Genomic DNA, 19,445 nt, shown 5'->3' on the forward strand with positions numbered 1-19,445 from the left:
CAACAGTGGAATCGAGGCGAGGATGTCGGCGGATACAGGACCGCGTAGGCCGCGCACGCTGGCGGAGAAGGTTTGGGACGACCACGTGGTGGTGCCCGGCGAAAACGGCGCGCCCGACTTGATCTACATCGATCTGCATTTGGTGCACGAGGTCACCAGCCCGCAGGCATTCGACGGATTGCGTCTGGCCGGCCGTGGCGTGCGGTGCCCCGACCTAACGATCGCCACCGAAGATCACAACGTGCCGACCGTCGATATCGACAAGCCGATTGCCGACCCGGTTTCGCGGACTCAGGTGGAGACCTTGCGTCGCAACTGCGCCGAATTCGGGATCCGCCTGCATCCGATGGGCGACATCGAGCAGGGCATCGTGCATGTCGTCGGACCCCAGTTGGGGCTGACTCAACCGGGAATGACGATCGTCTGCGGAGACAGCCACACCTCGACCCACGGTGCCTTCGGCGCATTGGCAATGGGCATCGGCACCTCCGAAGTCGAGCATGTGCTGGCAACCCAGACGTTGCCGCTGCGCCCGTTCAAGACGATGGCGGTCAATGTGGACGGGCGGTTGCCCGCGGGCGTATCGGCCAAAGACGTCATTCTGGCGTTGATCGCCAAGATCGGTACCGGAGGCGGGCAGGGCCACGTCATCGAATACCGAGGCAGCGCCATCGAATCGCTGTCCATGGAAGGCCGGATGACAATTTGCAACATGAGCATCGAAGCCGGCGCCCGAGCCGGCATGGTGGCTCCGGACCGGATCACGCACGAGTTCCTACGTGGTCGCCCGCACGCGCCAACCGGCGCCCAGTGGGATGCGGCAATGGCGTACTGGCAGCGGCTCCGCACGGACGAGGGCGCCATCTTCGACACCGAGGTATACCTTGACGCCGCCGCGCTGAGCCCCTTTGTCACCTGGGGCACCAATCCTGGCCAGGGCGTACCGCTGGCGGCATCGGTGCCCGATCCCACGCTGATGACCGACGATGCCGAGCGGCAGGCCGCCGAGAAAGCGTTGGCCTACATGGGGCTTCGGCCCGGAATGGCCATGCGCGATATCTCGGTCGATGCCGTGTTCGTCGGGTCGTGCACCAACGGTCGCATCGAAGACTTGCGGGTGGTTGCGAACGTGTTGCGCGGTCGCACCGTGGCCCAGGGCGTGCGGATGCTGATCGTTCCGGGGTCGATGCGCGTTCGTGCTCAGGCCGAAGGAGAGGGCCTCGGTGATATTTTCACCGCCGCCGGCGCCGAATGGCGGCAAGCGGGATGCTCAATGTGCTTGGGGATGAATCCCGATCAGCTCGCACCCGGGCAGCGGTGCGCTGCCACGTCCAACCGCAACTTCGAAGGGCGGCAGGGCAAGGGCGGCCGTACGCACCTGGTTTCGCCTGCGGTTGCCGCGGCGACCGCGGTTCGCGGCACGCTCAGCGCGCCGGCCGATTTGAATTGATTCCAAACGGAATGAGGACAAAGCATGGAAGCCTTTCACACCCATAACGGCATTGGTGTGCCGTTGCGTCGGTCGAACGTTGACACCGACCAAATCATTCCGGCGGTCTTTCTGAAGCGCGTGACCAGAACCGGATTCGAGGATGGCTTGTTCGCGAGCTGGCGCTCGGATCCGTCCTTCGTGCTAAACCTCAGCCCCTTTGATCGGGGGTCGGTGTTGGTCGCCGGACCCGATTTCGGTACCGGATCCTCGCGCGAACATGCCGTCTGGGCGCTCATGGACTACGGATTCCGGGTGGTTATCTCATCTCGATTTGGCGACATTTTTCGCGGCAACGCGGGCAAGGCGGGGCTGCTGGCGGCCGAAGTCGACCAAGACGGCGTCGAACTGCTTTGGAAGCTCATCGAGCAGAGTCCGGGTTTGGAAATCACTGTCAATCTTCAAGATCGAATTATCACCGCTGCAACAGTGGTGCTGCCGTTCAAGATTGACGACCACACCGCCTGGCGGCTGCTCGAAGGTCTTGACGATATCGCCCTTACGCTGCGGAAACTCGACGAAATCGAGTCATATGAGGCGGCTTACCCGGCGTGGAAACCGCGCACCCTACCCATCCCCTGAGCGGTCGAGCCGGTCGGAATTTCGGCTCTTGCGGACCCGCGCGACGCGGGTGAGCCGGGCTCATTCCGAGGCCGGCCACCGGTCAAGGGCGGCAACCGGATTGCGAAAATTGCGATCGTTTGGTCCTGAAATTGCGCGTGGCTCTTGGCAATTTGCCGGGTAAGGGTTTACCGTGTCCCATAGTCGGTTCCATTAACGAGGACCACTGGCTTCGGAGGGTTGGATGAACAAAGCAGAGCTCATTGACGTGCTCACACAGAAATTGGGCTCGGACCGTCGGCAGGCGACCGCCGCCGTGGAGAATGTTGTCGACACCATTGTGCGTGCTGTACACAAGGGCGACAGCGTCACCATTACCGGGTTCGGTGTGTTCGAACAGCGGCGGCGCGCGGCTCGGGTGGCCCGTAATCCGCGTACCGGCGAGACGGTGAAGGTCAAGCCGACGTCGGTTCCCGCGTTTCGTCCGGGCGCGCAATTCAAAGCGGTTGTGTCTGGTTCACAAAGGCTCCCGGCAGAAGGCCCCGCGGTGAAGCGCGGCGTTGGGACGAGTGCCGCCAAGAAGGCCGCCAAGAAGGCGCCCGCCAAGAAGGCTGCGAGCAAGGCGCCCGCGAAAAAGGCTGCGACCAAGGCGCCCGCCAAGAAGGCTGCGACCAAGGCTTCAACTTCAGGCGCCAAGAAGGCCGCGACGACCAAGGCTCCCGCTAAGAAAGCAGCGACCAAGGCGCCGGCCAAGGCGACGAAAGCAATCGCGAAGAAGGCCGCCGCCAAGGCACCCGTGCGCAAGGCGGCGACTAAGGCTCCGGCCAAGAAGGCCGCAGCCAAGAGGCCGGCCACCAAGGCCCCCGCCAAGAAGGCGACAAGCACCAGGCGCGGCCGCAAATAAGCTAGTACACACGCGAATACCCTTTGAGGGCAGTGGCGCCCCAAAGGGTATTCGCGCGTTTAGGCCCGCACCTTGGCGGCCAGCGCGCCGCCGATGTGGTCGGCGGCAACGAGCCGCCCGCCCGACAACGACAGCACCCACGTACTGCCTTTGTGGTTGCGCGACTTGTCGGAGCGCACTCCGTCGCGTTCGCACCACCACGCGATCAGATCCGGAATTACCTTGCCCTGCGTGCAGATCACCGGCGTGCCGGCCTGTGCGGCGATCCGCAGCACCCGGTGTCGGCCTCGTTTGGGATTTTTGGCGTAGCCCTCCTCGGTGAGGGCGCGTTCGTTGTGCACGGCCACCCCCAGTTCCTCGGCGAGTGGTTGCACTGTCTGATGGCAGCGCACCCGGTCGGCCGCGTACACGCTGCAAGCCCCGAAGGCCAGTAGCTGGCTCACCAACGCCTCCGCTTGGGCACGCCCCTTCCTGTCCAACGGCCGCTTGGTGTCGTCCCCGGAGAAGCGTGACTTGCTGCCAGCGCTGCCGTGCCGGACGACCAGCACGGTCTTGGTGTCGGCCGGCTTTTTGGCGAACCGGCGCAAGACCTTTCGATCCTGCGCATAGTCGAGCCTCTGCAGGGCTTCGGAGACCGGCAACCAGACCAGTTCGTCGACCTCGTTCCCGGCGACAAACTCTCCGCCGACGCGGCGCGCGGTCCAGTAGTACACCTTCTTGACACCTTGGTCGATGGGATAACTCACCATCATGAGTCGCCGGCCAAGGTGCGCGTGATAACCGGTCTCCTCATGCACCTCGCGCACTGCCGCTACCGGTGCCGTCTCACCGGGATCCACTTTGCCCTTCGGTAGTGACCAGTCGTCGTAACGGGGCCGGTGGATCATGGCAATCTCGACCGCCCCCTTGCTTTTGGATGGACGCCACAATACCGCGCCGGCGGCATACACGACCTGGTTCTCCAAGCGGTTGCGGACGGACGAGCGTTGGATCGACACCTTAACTCCTGCAGGTCAATTCGGCCTGGGCCGCTCACGGTCGTGGAGGGTGGCAGAAGAATCCACCGAAGTTACCACTCGGTGTTAGGTGCTACGGTGCCGCTCCATCAGCGATACCTGGTGGTCGCGCACGCTTTGGCCGGCCTGCGGAGCAGCAGTCCATTGCCCGTCCGGGCCGAGCTCCCAACTACGCGTGGCCGGGTCCAGCGCGGACTCAAACAAGTCGTCCAATTGCGCGGTCAGCCTCGGGTCCTTGACCTGAGCCATCACCTCAACGCGACGGTCGAGATTGCGGTGCATCATGTCGGCGCTGCCGATCCAGAACTGGTCGATGGCACGAAAATGCAGGATGCGCGAGTGTTCCAGGAAGCGGCCGAGAATGGAGCGCACCGAGATGTTTTCCGAGAAGCCCGTGGCGCCGGGGCGTAACGCGCAGATGCCACGCACGACCACCTCGATCTGCACCCCTGCTTGTGACGCCCGGTAAAGCGCGTCGATGACTTGCTCGTCGACCAGAGCGTTCATTTTTAGCCGGATGCGGCCGTTACCGTTCTCCCGGTGCGCGGTCACCTCCTGCTCGACGCGTTCGATGATGCCGGCGCGAATTCCGTGCGGAGCCACCAACAGGTTGCGGTAGGAAAGCTTGCGTGAGTACCCGGTAAGCGAGTTGAACAGATCGGTCAGGTCGGCGCCAATTTCGGGGGCAGCCGTGAGCAGCCCGACATCCTCATACAGCCGCGCGGTCTTGCTGTTGTAATTGCCGGTTCCGACATGGCAATACCGCCGAATCATCGGACCCTCGCGACGCACCACCAACGCGGTCTTGCAGTGCGTCTTGAGTCCGACGATCCCGTACGCCACGTGCACGCCGGCCTGCTCGAGTTGTCGTGCCCAGTGAATGTTGGCTTGTTCGTCGAAGCGTGCTTTGATCTCGACCAGTGCGACTACCTGCTTTCCCGCTTCGGCCGCGTCGATCAAAGCCCGGACAATGGGTGAATCCCCGGATGTGCGGTATAGCGTCTGCTTGATCGCCAGCACGTCGGGGTCGGCAGCGGCCTGCTCGATAAACCTCTGCACGCTGGTAGCGAACGAATCATAGGGATGGTGAACCAGCACGTCGCCTTCGCGCAGCGTCGCGAAGATGCTCTTGGGTGTTTCCTTTTCGGCGAAGGCGGGGTGGGTGGCGGGCACGAATGTCCGATCCTTGAGCGCCGGGCGGTCCAGGCCGTAAATCTGCCACAACGATGACAGGTCGAGCAGCCCAGGCACTTCGATGACATCACCTGGGTGCACGTCAAGTTCCCGTAGCAGCAGTTCCAGCATGCCTTCGGTCATGTCGTCGGCGACCTCCAGTCGCACCGGCGAACCGAACCGGCGGCGGGCCAATTCCCGCTCCAGGGCCTGCAACAGGTCCTCATCACGATCCTCTTCGACCTCGAAGTCGGCGTTGCGCGTGATGCGAAACGCGCGATGCTCAACGATTTCCATGCCCGGGAATAACGCTGGCAGAAAGGCCGCGATGAGTTCTTCGACCGGCAGGAACCGGTGCACGATCTGTCCTTCAGCTCCGTCGCCGTCGCCATGGCTGACGAGCTCGACGAAGCGATCGACGTTGTTGGGCACCTTAACCCGGGCGAAGTGTTGACCCCCATCCTGGGGTTGCCGCACGGTGACTGCCAAGTTCAGGCTCAGCCCGCTGACGAAGGGGAACGGGTGGGCGGGGTCGACCGCCAGCGGTGTCAGCACGGGGAAGACCTGTTCGTTGAAATAGGTCGAGAGTTGTTCACGCTCAGTCTCATTCAGGTCATCCCAGGTGATGATGTAGATGCCTTCCTCGCCGAGCGCCGGTAATACCGAATCGAGGAAAACTTGTGCGTGCCGGCTGGCGATCTGCTGGGTTTGTTCGCCAATTCGGCCCAGCTGCTCACGCGGTGTCAGCCCGTCGGCGGAGCGCACCGAGAGCCCCATTTCGTCGCGCCGCTTTAGGCCGGCGACCCGCACCATGTAGAACTCATCAAGGTTGGACGCGAAGATCGCTAGGAACTTGGCCCGCTCCAGCAGTGGCATGGAGTTGTCGGCGGCAAGCGCCAGTACGCGGGCGTTGAAATCCAGCCAGCTCAGCTCGCGGTTGAGGTAGCGGTTTTCGGGCAGCGCGTCGGTGATTGCGTCGGAGGTTGCAGCTGGCGGGGCTGTCAGAGTGGAGTCGCTCTGATGCCATGGGTTCTCGTCTGGCCGCACGTCAGTAACTGGGCCGGTTTCGATGTCGGTCACCCAGCGATCATTGCCTATCACCCGGTGGCGTTGCCAGCGCTCGACGCACATCCATATGCAGTTGGCATGTCGTTCACCTTTCGGACCGCCCGGACACCTGGCTATCGGTGAGCGATGGCTCGCACGGTCGCCGGTCCGATTCCCAGCCGGCGGGCGGCGGTCAGGTCGGCCGGCGTGTCGACATCGCAGCGCAAGCCGGGCCACGCTCCGGTGAGCTCGACAGCACCCGAACGGCGGTGTCGCGCGGATGAATCGGCGCCAAACTGGGGGTCGAGCGCGGTTCCGAAGGCGCAGAGTGCGGCAGTCCCGGTACCCAGCCGGTCGGCGACGAAGCTGCGCTGATGATGCCGTGCCGCGGCGATCGCCTCGGCGAGTTCCTGCGGTTGCATTGCAGGCAAATCGCCTTGCAGGACAATAAGATTCGTCAACGATTTGGCCATCACGCGTTCCGCGGCGGCGATAGCGTTGTTGAGCGGGTCAGCAGCGCCCTCCGGGGTGGGGTCGGCCAGCACCTGGGCGCCCAACTCGGCCGCCGCAGCCGCGGCAGATTCGTCAGGCGTAATGACCGTAATCGACTGTAGCGATTGGACGCGACTGGCCGCAGTCAACGTGTCGACCAGCATGGCCAGCACCACACCTGCCCGGGTCCGCGCCGAGAACACCGGGGCCAACCTAGTCTTGGCGGCGGCCAACCGCTTGACGGCGATGATCAAACCGACATCACCAGTACCGTCGGCCCGTGTGCCGCTCATGAGGGTTATCCTGCCAGCGCCCATTTCTGCGTCACCGGTGAGCGGGTTTAGTGTGTAGCGGCGACATGCCGTAGCAGTACTCGTACGGGATGAACAGGGGTATGCGGATGGCCGGCGCGGGAACCGTCGCTGTGATGGGTGCAGGCGCATGGGGCACGGCTTTGGCCAAGGTGCTCGCCGATGCCGGCGGCGAGGTCACGTTGTGGGCGCGACGAGCCGACGTCGCTGAGCAAATTAACGCCACCCGCCACAACCCGGAATATCTTCCGGGTACATTGCTGCCACCCGGCATCCGGGCTACCGCCGATGCGGAAGCGGCGCTCAGCGGTGCAACCACGGTAATGCTGGGCGTTCCAGCGCAGACGATGCGCGCCAATCTCGAGCAGTGGGCGGGCCTGTTGCCCCACGATGCGACGCTGGTCAGTCTGGCCAAGGGTATCGAGCTCGGCACTCTCATGCGGATGAGCCAGGTGATCACCTCGGTAACCGAAGTGGATCCGGCGCACGTTGCGGTGATCTCGGGACCCAACCTGGCCAGCGAGATCGCCCAATGCCAGCCCGCTGCCACCGTCGTCGCCTGCAGCGATTCCGGCCGGGCCGTCGCATTGCAGCGGGCGCTGAACAGCGGCTACTTTCGTCCCTATACCAACTCCGATGTCGTCGGCACTGAGATCGGTGGGGCCTGCAAGAACGTCATCGCGTTGGCATGCGGAATGGCCGTCGGCGTCGGTCTGGGCGAAAACACGGTGGCGGCCATCATCACCCGCGGCCTGGCAGAGATCATCCGGCTCGGCATCGCGCTGGGCGCCAAAGAAGCGACCCTGGCCGGGCTGGCCGGGGTGGGCGACCTGGTGGCCACCTGCTCATCCCCGCATTCCCGCAACCGATCGTTCGGCGAGCGACTGGGCCGGGGCGAGACCATGCAATCGGCGTTGCATCACAACGACGGCCATGTCGTCGAGGGGGTCACGTCGTGTGAGTCGGTGCTGGCGCTGGCCTCCAGCTACGACGTCGAAATGCCACTGACCGACGCGGTACACCGGGTGTGTCATAGAGGCCTGTCGGTGGACGAGGCGATAGCTCTGTTGTTGGGTCGCCGTACCAAGCCCGAATAAGCCCCCGCGCCGGTGCGACGCCCGTCCGCCCAGCGGTAGCCACCGGGCCCGGTCGCGCTCTACCCGGTAGCCTCTGAAGGTTGTGAGTGCCAGCGACCGGCGGGTCCGGGTGGCCGTCGTCTTCGGCGGGCGCAGTAACGAGCACGCCATCTCGTGCGTGTCCGCGGGCAGTATTTTGCGCAACCTGGACCCGCAGCGGTTCGATGTGATCGCGATCGGAATTACCCCGCAAGGCTCGTGGGTGCTTACCGACGGCAACCCGGACGCCCTGACGATCACCAACCGGCAACTGCCTGAGGTGAGCTCGCACTCGGGCACCTCGCTGTTGCTTGCCGCCGACCCGCAGTGGGGCGGCCAATTGGTCTCGTTGCCGCCGGGCGCCGGTGATGTGCTGGCCTCCGTCGACGTGGTATTTCCGGTACTGCACGGCCCTTATGGTGAGGACGGCACCATCCAGGGCCTGCTCGAGCTGGCGGGCGTGCCCTACGTGGGCGCCGGTGTGCTGGCCAGTGCTGCTGGCCTGGACAAGGAATTCACCAAGAAGCTGCTGGCTGCCGAGGGGCTTCCGATCGGGCCGCACGCGGTGCTGCGCCCTGGGCGGGCAACATTGGATCTCGAAGAATGTGAGCGGCTGGGGCTACCGGCATATGTCAAGCCCGCGCGCGGGGGCTCCTCGATCGGAGTCAGCCGGGTATCGAGCTGGGATGAGTTGCCCAGCGCGATCACCAAAGCCCGCCGGCATGACCCAAAGGTGATCGTCGAGGCTGCCATCAATGGCCGCGAACTGGAATGCGGCGTGCTTGAATTTCCGGACGGCACAGTACAAGCCAGCACACTGGGGGAGATCCGGGTGGCCGGAGTACGGGGACGTGAGGACACGTTCTATGACTTCGCGACCAAATACCTCGACGACGGCGCCGAACTGGACGTGCCGGCCAAGGTCGACGACGACATCGCCGATGCGGTGCGACAGTTGGCAATCCGTGCATTCTGTGCCATCGACTGCCAGGGCCTGGCCCGGGTGGACTTCTTCCTCACCGACGACGGCCCGGTGATCAACGAGATCAACACGATGCCGGGGTTCACCACCATCTCGATGTACCCCCGGATGTGGGCCGCCAGCGGCGTCGACTATCCCACGCTGCTGACGACGATGGTGGAGACCGCTTTGGCTCGGGGCGTGGGCCTGCGCTAGTGGCCCGGGGCCGGGTCGATCGGCACGGCTGCGAGGGTCCGGTCGATCAGCTCCGACACCTCCTGGATTGGTGTCGGCCCCGAACCCGCCGGCAAGGTCAGTGCTACGTACACCGGACGGTCGACGGTGTACCAGGTGGATCGGCCTGCGCCGCGGTCAGATTGCGGTTCGTCGGTCACCCGGAACCACTGCACGTTATCGACGATCTGGATCGGCGAGCCCACCACGAAGTCGGCTGGCCGATCGAGCCCGCAGCGCATGATGACAGGCTCGCCGTCGGGACCGGAGCTCCAGGCACTGGCGCCCTCCGGAACGGGTTGCGCAAGGGGTGTGCGTTGATAGGCACCGAGGCGCTGCGGCAGCGCCGCGCCCAGCGCTTGGCAGTCCGGACTGCTAGCCTGCGGAGCCGGCGCCGCAGGGACGGTGATGGGTCGTTGCGACGGGAGGCGGGTCGCCGCGATCACCAGGATCGCCCCGATAGCGGCCACCGCCAGCAGCACGGCGGCGATGATCACGATGCGTGGCGGACCGTCTAGGTCGGAATCGGCGTCGCCCGTCACCCGGCCGACCACCTCCGATCTCCTACACTGACCCGGTCCGCCCGTTTGGGCAGGGACCCAACTTACCGCAGGTCAGCCTGGCCGAAGCGGTCCGGAGGAGGTGGCGTGCACGACGAGGCGCCGGGGGAGTCGGCAACGCTGCAACAGCTCGGCGAGTTCGCGGTGATCGACCGGTTGGCGTCAGGGCGCCGACAGCCCGCCGCCGTCCAGCTCGGGCCTGGTGACGATGCCGCGGTGGTATCGGCGCCCGATGGCCGCGTGGTGATGTCGACTGACATGCTGGTTCAGGACCGGCACTTTCGGTTGGACTGGTCGACACCACACGACGTCGGCCGCAAGGCGATTGCCCAGAACGCTGCCGACATCGCAGCCATGGGAGCACGCGCTACCGCATTCGTGGTGAGCTTCGGCGCGCCCGCGGACACACCGGCGGCGCGGGTGAGCGCGCTGCTCGACGGAATGTGGGCCGAGGCGACCCGGATCGGCGCCGGCATCGTCGGTGGCGATCTGGTCCGCTGCCCCCAGTGGGTGGTGTCGGTGACCGTCCTTGGTGACCTGGAGGGACGTGTACCGGTGCTGCGCTCTGGCGCCAAACCTGGCTCGGTGATGGCCGTCGCCGGCGAACTGGGGCGCTCGGCGGCTGGATATGCGTTGTGGGACAAGGGAATTGTCGGCTTTCAGGAACTGCGGCACCGACATCTGGTGCCCGAGCCGCCCTATAGCCAGGGTGTTGCCGCCTCGGCTGCCGGGGCGCTGGCGATGATCGATGTCTCCGACGGTCTGGTAGCCGACCTTCGGCACATCGCCGAAGCGTCCTCGGCCGGTATCGAGCTGTCCGCCGCCGCCCTGGCCGTAGACCATGACGCACTGACCGCGGCCGCCGCTGCGGTAGGCGCCGACCCGTGGCACTGGGTGCTCGGTGGTGGTGAAGATCATGCCCTGGCGGCTTGTTTCGCCGCTAGCGTGCCCGACGGCTGGCGTGTCATCGGGCGGGTGTTGGACGGGCCCGCCCGGGTGCTGATCGACGGAAAAGAATGGGGTGGACCCGCGGGGTGGCAGTCATTCGATGAGTAGGGTGACGCGGTGAGCGTTTACGTCCAGGCCGCATCTCGGAGTCGGTCCGACTATCAAATATCGAAAACCGTGTCGCGGTGATGTTCTCGGCGAAAGGCTGGCGGTGACCGCACGTCCGCTCAGCGACCTCGTCGAGCACGGCTGGGCGGCTGCGCTGGAGCCGGTGGCCGACCAGGTTACCCAAATGGGACAATTCTTGCGCACCGAGATCGCGGCCGGCCGAAGGTATCTGCCTGCAGGACCGAACGTGTTGCGCGCCTTCACTTTTCCGTTCGACCAAGTCCGGGTCCTGATCGTTGGGCAGGATCCCTACCCAACACCCGGCCATGCGGTGGGTCTCAGCTTCTCGGTGGCACCTCATGTGCGTCCGCTACCGCGCAGCCTGGCCAACATCTTCGAAGAGTACGCAGCAGATCTGGGCTATCCGCAGCCCTCGTGCGGCGATCTGACGCCCTGGGCGGAGCGCGGGGTTATGTTGCTGAACAGGGTCCTTACCGTACGTCCGAGCAACCCGGCGTCGCACCGGGGCAAGGGCTGGGAAGTGGTGACCGAATGCGCGATCCGCGCCCTGGTTGCCCGGGCACAACCGATGGTGGCCATTTTGTGGGGCCGGGATGCGTCGACACTGAAGCCAATGCTCGCCGACGGCGACTGTGTGGCCATCGAGTCACCGCACCCTTCGCCGCTGTCGGCGTCACGCGGTTTCTTCGGTTCCCGGCCGTTCAGCCGCGCCAACAAGCTGCTGGCCGGGCTGGGCGCGGACCCGATCGATTGGCGGCTGCCCTGACCCGAACCCCTCGCCAGATCCGCGCTCTACTCAGCCCCGGCTGACCTTGCCGGCCTTGATGCACGATGTGCAGACGTTGATGCGCTGCTTGTTGCCGCCGGGACGGCTCACGGCGCGCACGGTCTGGACGTTGGGGTTCCACCGGCGGCTGGTGCGGCGGTGGGAGTGCGACACCGACTTGCCGAAGCCGGGCCCTTTCCCGCAAATATCGCACACAGCGGCCATTGTTCAACTCCTCAAGTCTGTTGGGCTCCGGCGACGTAAGCCGGGACACCCCGGGCTACCCCAGGCCGTCTCAGGATAGCCGGGGCTGTCGGCAAGCACCAAAACGAGCGGCCGCTCCGCGCCGCGTCACAACCAGGGCTGTCGTCTCGCCTGGTTAGGCTCGATACGCCGGCTCGCCCGATCATCGTCGGGCGAGAATCCGACGCAAACCGTTCGTATCGTCGCCGGGCTACGCTGGCGCCCACGGCGACAGCGCGCAGGAGGTGGAGTCAGGTTGGGCAGGTCAGAGTGTCTGCTGGACGCCGCAGCCCTGCGGCATTGGGCGCACACCGTCGTCAGCGACCTGATCACCCACATCGACGAGATCAACCGGTTGAACGTCTTTCCGGTCGCCGATTCCGACACCGGCACCAACATGCTGTTCACTATGCGCTCGGCGCTTGCCGAGGCAGATGTCGAGCCGGTCCAAGACGACGTTGCCGGCGTCGCGGCCGCCCTGTCGGCGGGGGCGTTGAGCGGAGCACGCGGGAATTCTGGGGTGATTCTGTCTCAGATCCTGCGCGGCATCGCCGACGTGACCGATGCGGCGGCAGCCCAGTCGGGCGGCACGTTGCCTGCGATCGACGCTGCCCTGCTGGCGGCCGCATTGTGGCGCGGGGTGGAGCTGGTCATCGCGTCGATGGGCGGTCAGGAAATCCCGGGAACTATTGTCTCGGTGCTGCGGGCCGCCGCAGCCGCCGTGGAGCACTGCGCGCACGGCGGCGAAGGGTTGGCACAGGCCGTGCGGGCCGCCGGTGACGCGGCGGTCGTCGCCCTGGAGAAGACCCCCGAACAGCTCGACGTGCTCGCGGCCGCCGGTGTGGTCGACGCCGGCGGGCGGGGTCTGCTGGTCATGCTGGATGCGCTGTGCGCCACGATCACCGGCCAGGCGGCCGCCCGGTCCGTCTACGAACCATCGGCGCGAGGCTTGCCCGGTGCGGCTCCCACCGGACGGCCCGCGCCGCATTTCGAGGTGATGTACCTGCTCACCGGCTGTGACGCCGCGACGGCGGACACCCTGCGGGAACGGCTGGCGGCGTTAGGGGATTCGGTGGCGATCGCGGCTGCCCCGTCGGAAAGCTATTCGGTGCATGTCCACACCGACGACGCGGGCGCCGCTGTTGAAGCTGGACTGGCAGCAGGGCAGCTGAGCCGGATTGTGATTTCGGCGCTGTGCTCGGGTGCCACCGGCCTGCCGGCGGGCAGCTGGACTCGGCAACGTGCCGTGCTGGCCGTCGTTGACGGTGGCGGTGCCGCCGAGTTGTTCGCCGGGGAGGGCGCCTGTGTGCTGCGGCCTGGCCCGGACACCTCGGGGCCCGGCTCCGCGCCGGCAACCGATATCCGTGCTCATCAGTTGGTCCGCGCGGTGGTGGACACGGGCGCCGCGCACGTGCTGGTGCTGCCCAATGGGTATGTGGCGATCGAAGAGCTGGTGGCGGGCTGCGCCGCGGCCATCGGCTGGGGTGTTGACGTAGTCCCGGTGCCGACCGGGTCGATGGTTCAGGGGCTGGCCGCGCTGGCTGTGCACGACCCGGCCCGCCGGGCCGTCGACGACGGCTACACCATGGCCCGCGCTGCCGGCGCTGCCCGGCACGGCTCGGTGCGTACGGCCACTGAGCGGGCGTTGACCTGGGCCGGCAGCTGTGAACCGGGCGACGGCCTGGGCATCGCGGGTGACGAAGTGCTGATCGTCGCCGACGACGTCGCGGCGGCGGCGACCGGTCTGCTCGATCTGCTGCTGGCGTCGGGAGGCGACCTGGTGACGGTCTTGGTCGGCACCGAGATCGACGACGCTGCGGCGGCCGCGATGATTAGCCAGCTGGAGCAGCACATGCACGACCACCATCCGGGTACCGAGCTGGTGGTCTACTGCACCGGCCACCGCGGCGACGCGCTGCTGATTGGGGTCGAGTAGCCGTGGCGTCACTGAACGACCGACTGGCCTTCGTTGTGGGCGCCAAAGGCGCCGACGCTCTTGAGGAGGAGTTCGGCATCCTCACCGTCGACGACCTCTTGCGGCACTATCCGCGCAGCTACGTCGAAGGCGGGGCCAGGCGCAGCGCCGACGATGAGCGGCCCGAAGCGGGTCAGCACATCACGATCGTTGACGTCATTACCGAAACGACGTCGTTTCCCATGAAGAAGACCCCGAAGCGGCAATGCCTCCGGATCACCCTCGGTGCTGGACGCAACAAGGTGACCGCCACGTTCTTCAACGCGGACTACCTCAAAAAGGACCTCACCAAGAACACCAAAGTGATGCTGTCCGGGGAAGTCAGCTATTTCAACGGAGCCATGCAGCTCACGCACCCGGCGTTCCTGATCCTGGACTCGCCGGACGGAAAAAACCACGGCACCAAATCGCTGAAGAGCATCGCTGACGCCGCCAAGGCAGTCAGCGGCGAAGTGGCGATGGCGGAGTTCGAGCGTCGCTTCTTCCCGATCTACCCGGCCAGCACCAAGGTGCAGAGCTGGGACATCTTCAAATGTGTGCGTCAAGTGCTCGCCGTTCTCGATCCGGTGCCTGATCCGCTGCCCGCCGAGGTGCGGGCCACCTTCGGACTTATCTCCGAAGACGAGGCGCTGCGGGCCATCCACCTGGCCGAAAACGAGTCCGCGCGCCGCCGCGCCCGGGAACGGCTGACCTTCGACGAAGCCGTCGGTCTGCAGTGGGCGCTGGTCGCCCGCCGGCATGGTGAGTTGTCGGAATCGGGGCCCCCGGCGCCGCCACGGTCTGATGGCCTGGCGGCTGCATTGCGGCGGCGCCTGCCTTTCGAGCTGACCGCAGGCCAGCGTGAGGTGCTGGGCGTACTGTCCGACGAAATCTCGGCCACCCGTCCGATGAACCGCCTGCTGCAAGGTGAGGTCGGTTCGGGAAAGACGATCGTTTCGGTGCTGGCGATGCTGCAGATGGTCGACGCAGGTTACCAGTGTGCGCTACTAGCGCCTACCGAAGTTCTCGCCGCACAACACCTACAGTCGATCCGCGATGTCCTCGGCCCGCTGGCCATGGCCGGCCAGCTGGGCGGCGCGGATAACGCCACCCGGGTGGCGCTGCTAACCGGCTCACTGACCGGGGGGCAGAAAAAGCAGGTCCGGGCCGAGGTGGCCAGCGGTCAGGTAGGCATCGTCGTCGGCACCCATGCGCTGCTGCAGGATGCGGTGGAATTCCACAACCTGGGCATGGTGGTGGTCGACGAGCAACATCGGTTCGGTGTCGAGCAGCGAGACCAGTTGCGTGGCAAGGCGCGTGCCGGCATCACTCCCCATTTGCTGGTGATGACTGCGACGCCGATACCACGCACCGTCGCGCTGACCGTCTACGGCGACCTGGAGACCTCGACGCTGCGCGAACTTCCGCGTGGACGCCAGCCGATCACTACCAACGTCATCCTCGTCAAAGACAAGCCGGCCTGGCTGGATCGGGCCTGGCAGCGGATCAAAGAGGAGGTCGCAGCCGGTCGCCAGGCCTATGTGGTGGCGCCCCGAATCGACGACAGCGACGCGTCGGAGAACCAGGGCGGCAAACCTTCGGAGACGGCCGTAGGTCTGTTCGCCCGACTACGTGCTGATGAGCTGGCGAACCTGCGGTTAGGGCTGATGCACGGTCGGTTGTCGCCCGACGACAAAGACGCGGCGATGGCGGCCTTCCGGGCCGGTGAGATCGACGTCTTGGTGTGCACCACCGTCATCGAGGTGGGCGTCGATGTGCCCAATGCCACGGTCATGTTGGTGATGGACGCCGACCGGTTCGGTATCAGCCAGCTACATCAGCTGCGGGGCCGTATCGGGCGTGGCGCGCATGCGAGCCTTTGTTTGCTAGTCAGCTGGGTCGCGCCGGGATCGCCGGCCGGTGACCGGCTGCGTGCTGTTGCCGAGACCATGGACGGGTTCGCCTTGGCCGACCTGGACCTCAAGGAGCGTCGGGAAGGAGATGTGCTGGGCCGCAACCAATCCGGCAAGGCGATCACGCTGCGGCTGCTGTCGCTGGCCGAGCACCAAGAGTACATCGAGGCGGCCCGCGACTTCTGTGTGCGCGGCTACCAAGAAGCCCGGCAGCACCCCGCGCTGGCGCTGATGGCAGCGCGATTCATCGACACCGACCGCATTGAATACCTGGACAAGTCGTGAATCGCAAACTGCTGTGGTGGCTGGCTGCAGTTGCGATCCTGGCCGTGGTGGTCGCCTATCAGACAGTGGGCTCGTTGGCGGCCAGGCACGCCCGCGATGTCGCCGCGCGGGCTGACATGCCCACGGTGCAGCCCGGCGCCGATGTGCTCGCGGGCATTGCCATGCTGCCCCAGCGAACCCACCGCTACGACTACCGCAGGGCGGCGTTCGGTGCGGCATGGGACGATGACAACGACGCTCCGGGCGGGCGCAATGGCTGCGACACCCGCGACGACATCCTCGGTCGTGATCTGGTCGACACGACGTTCGTGGTGACCAAGCGGTGTCCCCATGCGGTGGCTACCGGCACCCTGCACGACCCGTATACCAACACCACCGTCGTCTTCCAACGCGGCGCCAAGGTCGGCGAATCCGTGCAGATCGACCACATCGTCCCGCTCGCGTACGCCTGGGACATGGGTGCCTACGGCTGGCCGGATGTTGAGCGGCTGCGATTTGCCAATGATCCGGCCAACTTGCTCGCGGTGCAGGGCCAGGCCAATCAGGACAAAGGTGATTCACCGCCGGCCCAGTGGATGCCGCCGAACTCCGCTTTCGCCTGTCAGTACGCCGTGCAGTTCATCGCCGTGCTGCGCGGTTATGCATTGCCGGTAGACCAACCGTCGGCGCAGGTGCTCCGCGCGGCTGCGGCCACATGCCCGGCCGGATAGCGCAGCGGCAGTGAATCTGGCGACGCGACGCGCCGACGACGACGAAGCGTCGCCAGATTCACAGTCGTCAAGCGCTCACGTGCCGGTATATGTCATCGGGTCTTCACGAACGCGGGTGCCGTCATTGAGCCCGTTCAGTGTGTCCATGTGCTCGGCGGCCAATTCGAAATCGAAGACGTCCAGATTGCTGGCAATGTGCTCGGCTTTGGATGAGCGGAAGACGACCGTATTACCGAGTTGCAGGTTCCAACGCAGTAGGACCTGTGCGGGTGTCTTGCTGTATTCGCCGGCAATTGAGGTCACGGTGGGGTTGTCCAGCAGCCGGCCTAGTACCAGCGGCGTGTAGGACTGTGTGACGACGTTGTGCCGAGCGTTGGCTTTGCGCAACTCGGCTTGGTTGAGCAGTGGGTGCAGCTCGATCTGGTTGACCGCCGGTGTGACGAACGTGAGGTCGATGAGGTTCGATATGTGCTCCTCGGTGAAGTTCGACACCCCAATCGAACGGGCGTGGCCTTCGCCGCGAGATTGGATCATGCCGCCGAAGGCGTCCACATACTGACCCACCGGCGGGGCCGGCCAGTGAATCAGATACAGGTCCACGTAGTCCAGGCCAAGGCGTTCGAGGCTGGCTTTGCAGGCCTCCTGCGACTTGGTGAAACCCTGTTCCACGGTGGCCAGCTTGGTGGTGACAAACAACTCTGCGCGCGGTATTCCAGAGGCGGCGATCGCGCGGCCAACGGCTGCCTCGTTTACGTACGCCGCGGCCGTGTCGATCAGCCGGCAGCCGATCTCTAACGCCGCCGACACCGCGCGTTCGGTTTCGTCCGCGGACAACTCCGCGACGCCCAGTCCGAGAACCGGCATTGTGTTCTCATCGTTAAGCGCTATGGATGGGATCATGGCGCCCGACTCGCCAGCCAACGTGTCTCACCTGCCTTTGAAAATTGACGGTTCTCGGATCAGGGCCAAGCCAGGTTCCGTCGTCCATCGACGAGATCAACGCCTTTCGCTTGGAGTTGAGGCGCCGAGTTCGAAGTCGAACACGTCGAAGTTGCTCGCAATCCGTTGGGTTCACCGACTTGGGCATCACGATATTACCGACTTGTATACGCCACCTAATCAACGGCCGTCGCCTTCGGCGCAGTCGGTGACCATCGGACGGCCCAGAAATATCCCGGCCCATCGAATGCCTTCGGCGTGTTGGCCCGCTTCTCATCCGGGCCTGGTCAGGATTCGCCGGTCTGGTCACCACGTACAGTTGGTGGTGGGTGTCTCGGCATCGGTAAGCGCTCGCCCGGCCTCCGGTTTGTTACGAAAGGCCGTCGCGGTGTCGGTATGCCGGTAACCGCCGGCAGCGCGGCAGCTACCGCCCTGCTCGGTGTCCGTCGGCTCAATTCCGGTTGGCGCCTAGCCCGATGAATGGATAACGAACGCTCGTCGTTCAGCGTGACCACGTTTGCTAGGGAGCGACCATGACAAAGAGCCTGCCAGGTGCACCGGACCTTCAGCCGGGAACAACGCACGCACCGATGCGGTGGACCAATCGAATCCAGAGCGCCGTCACCCACGTGGGTGTCAAGGTCATTCCATGGATACCGTCCGCCGCCAAACGACTTCTCACGCGCGGACGTTCGGTCAGCATCGACGGCAATACCCTTGATCCCACTCTGCAACTGATGCTGTCCGGTCTGCGGGCCGTTGGTCTTGACGGCCTGGTAATCGATGACGACCCAGCCGCGTCGCGTGCCTACATGCGTGAGGTCACGCTGGGATTTGGCGGATCGCAGATTCATGTTGAGGTGGAGGAATTCACGCTGCCTGGACCAGCCGGAGAGATTCGGGCGCGACACTACCGCCCTCCTGGCGGGGCGGCGGCGCCATTGTTGGTCTTCTATCACGGTGGCGGCTGGGTGATCGGCGATCTGGACACCCATGACGCGGTGTGCCGGTTGACGTGCCGCGATGCTGGCATACATGTTCTGTCGATCGATTATCGGCTGGCTCCTGAGCATCGCGCGCCGGCCGGCGTCGAAGATGCGTTTGCTGCGTTCGAGTGGGCGTACGGCCACGCCGAAGAACTCGGTGCCAGTCCCGGACGGGTTGCCGTGGGCGGGGACAGCGCCGGCGGCAACCTGGCGGCGGTCGTCTGTCAAATGGCCCGTGACAGCGGAGGCCCCGCCCCGGTGCTGCAATGGTTGATCTACCCGCGGACTGATTTCACGGCCCAGACCCGCTCGCTGAGCCTCTTCGCTCGCGGTTTCGTGCTGACCAAACGAGACATCGACTGGTTCCAAACGCAGTACCTGAAGGGCTCGGGCATCGATCACAGTGATCCGCGGGTTTCGCCGTTGCGAGCCGAGTCTTTGTCTGGTCTCGCGCCGGCGCTGATCGCGGTCGCGGGTTTTGACCCGCTGCGCGATGAAGGCGAGCAGTACGCCGCGGCGTTGCGGACCGCCGGGACCGCGGTGGACCTGCGCCGCGAGGGGTCGCTCACGCACGGCTTCCTCAATCTGTTCCCGCTCGGCGGCGGCAGCGCTATTGCGACGAGCCAGCTGATTTCGGCACTGCGTGCCCACCTGAGCCGGGTCTGAGCTGGGCTTGCGCCGCCGCCGGTAATCTAGAGGCGCCTGAGCA

General features: G+C 65.4%; 17 protein-coding genes and 1 pseudogene. 11 read left to right on the forward strand and 7 right to left on the reverse strand.

Translation table 11 applies throughout. From position 1 onward, the window contains the following. Positions 1-22: 22 nt before the first annotated feature. The 3 genes from leuC to F0Q45_RS08180 all read left to right on the forward strand — a co-directional run bounded on the left by leuC (position 23) and on the right by F0Q45_RS08180 (position 2,954). Entirely contained in the window at positions 23-1,450 is a 1,428-nt protein-coding gene (leuC, locus tag F0Q45_RS08170) for a 3-isopropylmalate dehydratase large subunit (protein WP_149653460.1), read from the forward strand. A gap of 24 nt (positions 1,451-1,474) precedes the next feature. Then, the gene (gene leuD, locus F0Q45_RS08175; RefSeq protein ID WP_149653461.1) at positions 1,475-2,071 is read left to right on the forward strand and encodes a 3-isopropylmalate dehydratase small subunit; all 597 of its coding nucleotides are present in this window, start codon (positions 1,475-1,477) and stop codon (positions 2,069-2,071) included. Positions 2,072-2,294: 223 nt separating this feature from the next. After that, entirely contained in the window at positions 2,295-2,954 is a 660-nt protein-coding gene (locus F0Q45_RS08180) for an HU family DNA-binding protein (RefSeq protein ID WP_149653462.1), read from the forward strand. 59 nt (positions 2,955-3,013) lie between these two features. Here F0Q45_RS08180 and F0Q45_RS08185 read toward each other — a convergent pair whose 3' ends face one another. From F0Q45_RS08185 to cofC, 3 genes are all read right to left on the reverse strand, one after another. After that, a complete protein-coding gene (locus F0Q45_RS08185; RefSeq protein ID WP_149653463.1) occupies positions 3,014-3,952 on the reverse strand; it encodes an NUDIX hydrolase in 939 nt (312 codons plus the stop codon). Positions 3,953-4,036: 84 nt separating this feature from the next. Further along, complete coding sequence (locus F0Q45_RS08190; protein WP_149653477.1) at positions 4,037-6,244, reverse strand: RNA degradosome polyphosphate kinase; 2,208 nt, start codon at positions 6,242-6,244, stop codon at positions 4,037-4,039. 80 nt (positions 6,245-6,324) lie between these two features. Then, entirely contained in the window at positions 6,325-6,975 is a 651-nt protein-coding gene (gene cofC, locus F0Q45_RS08195; protein WP_149653464.1) for a 2-phospho-L-lactate guanylyltransferase, read from the reverse strand. Positions 6,976-7,082: 107 nt separating this feature from the next. Between cofC and F0Q45_RS08200 the strand changes: the two genes are divergently transcribed. After that, positions 7,083-8,090 (forward strand): NAD(P)H-dependent glycerol-3-phosphate dehydrogenase, encoded by a 1,008-nt coding sequence (locus F0Q45_RS08200; RefSeq protein WP_149653478.1) that lies wholly within the window; start codon positions 7,083-7,085, stop codon positions 8,088-8,090. 82 nt (positions 8,091-8,172) lie between these two features. After that, complete coding sequence (locus tag F0Q45_RS08205) at positions 8,173-9,285, forward strand: D-alanine--D-alanine ligase family protein (RefSeq protein WP_149653465.1); 1,113 nt, start codon at positions 8,173-8,175, stop codon at positions 9,283-9,285. On the opposite strand, the gene F0Q45_RS08210 is transcribed toward F0Q45_RS08205, so the two are convergent. Next, a complete protein-coding gene (locus F0Q45_RS08210; RefSeq protein ID WP_149653466.1) occupies positions 9,282-9,845 on the reverse strand; it encodes a DUF3515 domain-containing protein in 564 nt (187 codons plus the stop codon). The genes F0Q45_RS08205 and F0Q45_RS08210 overlap by 4 nt on opposite strands. 105 nt (positions 9,846-9,950) lie before the next feature. Between F0Q45_RS08210 and F0Q45_RS08215 the strand changes: the two genes are divergently transcribed. Both F0Q45_RS08215 and F0Q45_RS08220 read left to right on the forward strand, forming a co-directional pair. Next, positions 9,951-10,919, forward strand: a complete 969-nt coding sequence (locus F0Q45_RS08215; protein ID WP_149653467.1) for a thiamine-phosphate kinase — start codon at positions 9,951-9,953, stop codon at positions 10,917-10,919. A 103-nt stretch (positions 10,920-11,022) separates the two neighbouring features. After that, positions 11,023-11,706 (forward strand): uracil-DNA glycosylase, encoded by a 684-nt coding sequence (locus F0Q45_RS08220; protein WP_149653468.1) that lies wholly within the window; start codon positions 11,023-11,025, stop codon positions 11,704-11,706. Between the two features lie 30 nt (positions 11,707-11,736). On the opposite strand, the gene rpmB is transcribed toward F0Q45_RS08220, so the two are convergent. Then, positions 11,737-11,931, reverse strand: coding sequence for a 50S ribosomal protein L28 (rpmB, locus tag F0Q45_RS08225; RefSeq protein ID WP_149653469.1), 195 nt, complete (start codon positions 11,929-11,931; stop codon positions 11,737-11,739). A gap of 295 nt (positions 11,932-12,226) precedes the next feature. Between rpmB and F0Q45_RS08230 the strand changes: the two genes are divergently transcribed. From F0Q45_RS08230 to F0Q45_RS08240, 3 genes are read left to right on the forward strand one after another with little or no spacing between them, the layout of a single operon-like run. Then, the gene (locus tag F0Q45_RS08230; protein WP_373424939.1) at positions 12,227-13,885 is read left to right on the forward strand and encodes a DAK2 domain-containing protein; all 1,659 of its coding nucleotides are present in this window, start codon (positions 12,227-12,229) and stop codon (positions 13,883-13,885) included. Between the two features lie 2 nt (positions 13,886-13,887). Further along, the gene (recG, locus tag F0Q45_RS08235; RefSeq protein ID WP_149653471.1) at positions 13,888-16,101 is read left to right on the forward strand and encodes an ATP-dependent DNA helicase RecG; all 2,214 of its coding nucleotides are present in this window, start codon (positions 13,888-13,890) and stop codon (positions 16,099-16,101) included. Continuing rightward, on the forward strand, positions 16,098-16,811 hold the full coding sequence (locus tag F0Q45_RS08240) for an HNH endonuclease family protein (RefSeq protein ID WP_149653472.1): 714 nt from the start codon (positions 16,098-16,100) through the stop codon (positions 16,809-16,811). The genes recG and F0Q45_RS08240 overlap by 4 nt, the downstream gene beginning before the upstream one ends. A gap of 75 nt (positions 16,812-16,886) precedes the next feature. Here F0Q45_RS08240 and F0Q45_RS08245 read toward each other — a convergent pair whose 3' ends face one another. Together F0Q45_RS08245 and F0Q45_RS30145 are read right to left on the reverse strand one after the other, a co-directional pair. Continuing rightward, positions 16,887-17,732 carry an aldo/keto reductase gene (locus F0Q45_RS08245; RefSeq protein WP_149653473.1) on the reverse strand — a complete coding sequence of 282 codons (846 nt, stop codon included), beginning with the start codon at positions 17,730-17,732 and terminating at the stop codon, positions 16,887-16,889. Next, positions 17,689-17,937: pseudogene (locus F0Q45_RS30145) on the reverse strand (hypothetical protein); the annotation flags it as partial. The pseudogene F0Q45_RS30145 and the gene F0Q45_RS08245, both read right to left, overlap by 44 nt. A 346-nt stretch (positions 17,938-18,283) precedes the next feature. Between F0Q45_RS30145 and F0Q45_RS08255 the strand changes: the two are divergent. Continuing rightward, complete coding sequence (locus F0Q45_RS08255) at positions 18,284-19,402, forward strand: alpha/beta hydrolase (protein ID WP_149653474.1); 1,119 nt, start codon at positions 18,284-18,286, stop codon at positions 19,400-19,402. The last annotated feature ends 43 nt before the right edge of the window (positions 19,403-19,445 follow it).

Origin of the sequence: Mycobacterium simiae (assembly GCF_008370645.1) — a bacterium.
In the GTDB taxonomy this organism is placed as follows: domain Bacteria; phylum Actinomycetota; class Actinomycetes; order Mycobacteriales; family Mycobacteriaceae; genus Mycobacterium; species Mycobacterium simiae_A.

Coding starts and splice junctions, on each gene's coding strand:
- leuC (WP_149653460.1), top strand. CDS start 23: ATGTCGGCGGATACAGGACCGCGTAGGCCGCGCACGCTGGCGGAGAAG.
- leuD (WP_149653461.1), top strand. CDS start 1,475: ATGGAAGCCTTTCACACCCATAACGGCATTGGTGTGCCGTTGCGTCGG.
- F0Q45_RS08180 (WP_149653462.1), top strand. CDS start 2,295: ATGAACAAAGCAGAGCTCATTGACGTGCTCACACAGAAATTGGGCTCG.
- cofC (WP_149653464.1), bottom strand. CDS start 6,975: ATGAGCGGCACACGGGCCGACGGTACTGGTGATGTCGGTTTGATCATC.
- F0Q45_RS08200 (WP_149653478.1), top strand. CDS start 7,083: ATGGCCGGCGCGGGAACCGTCGCTGTGATGGGTGCAGGCGCATGGGGC.
- rpmB (WP_149653469.1), bottom strand. CDS start 11,931: ATGGCCGCTGTGTGCGATATTTGCGGGAAAGGGCCCGGCTTCGGCAAG.
- F0Q45_RS08255 (WP_149653474.1), top strand. CDS start 18,284: ATGACAAAGAGCCTGCCAGGTGCACCGGACCTTCAGCCGGGAACAACG.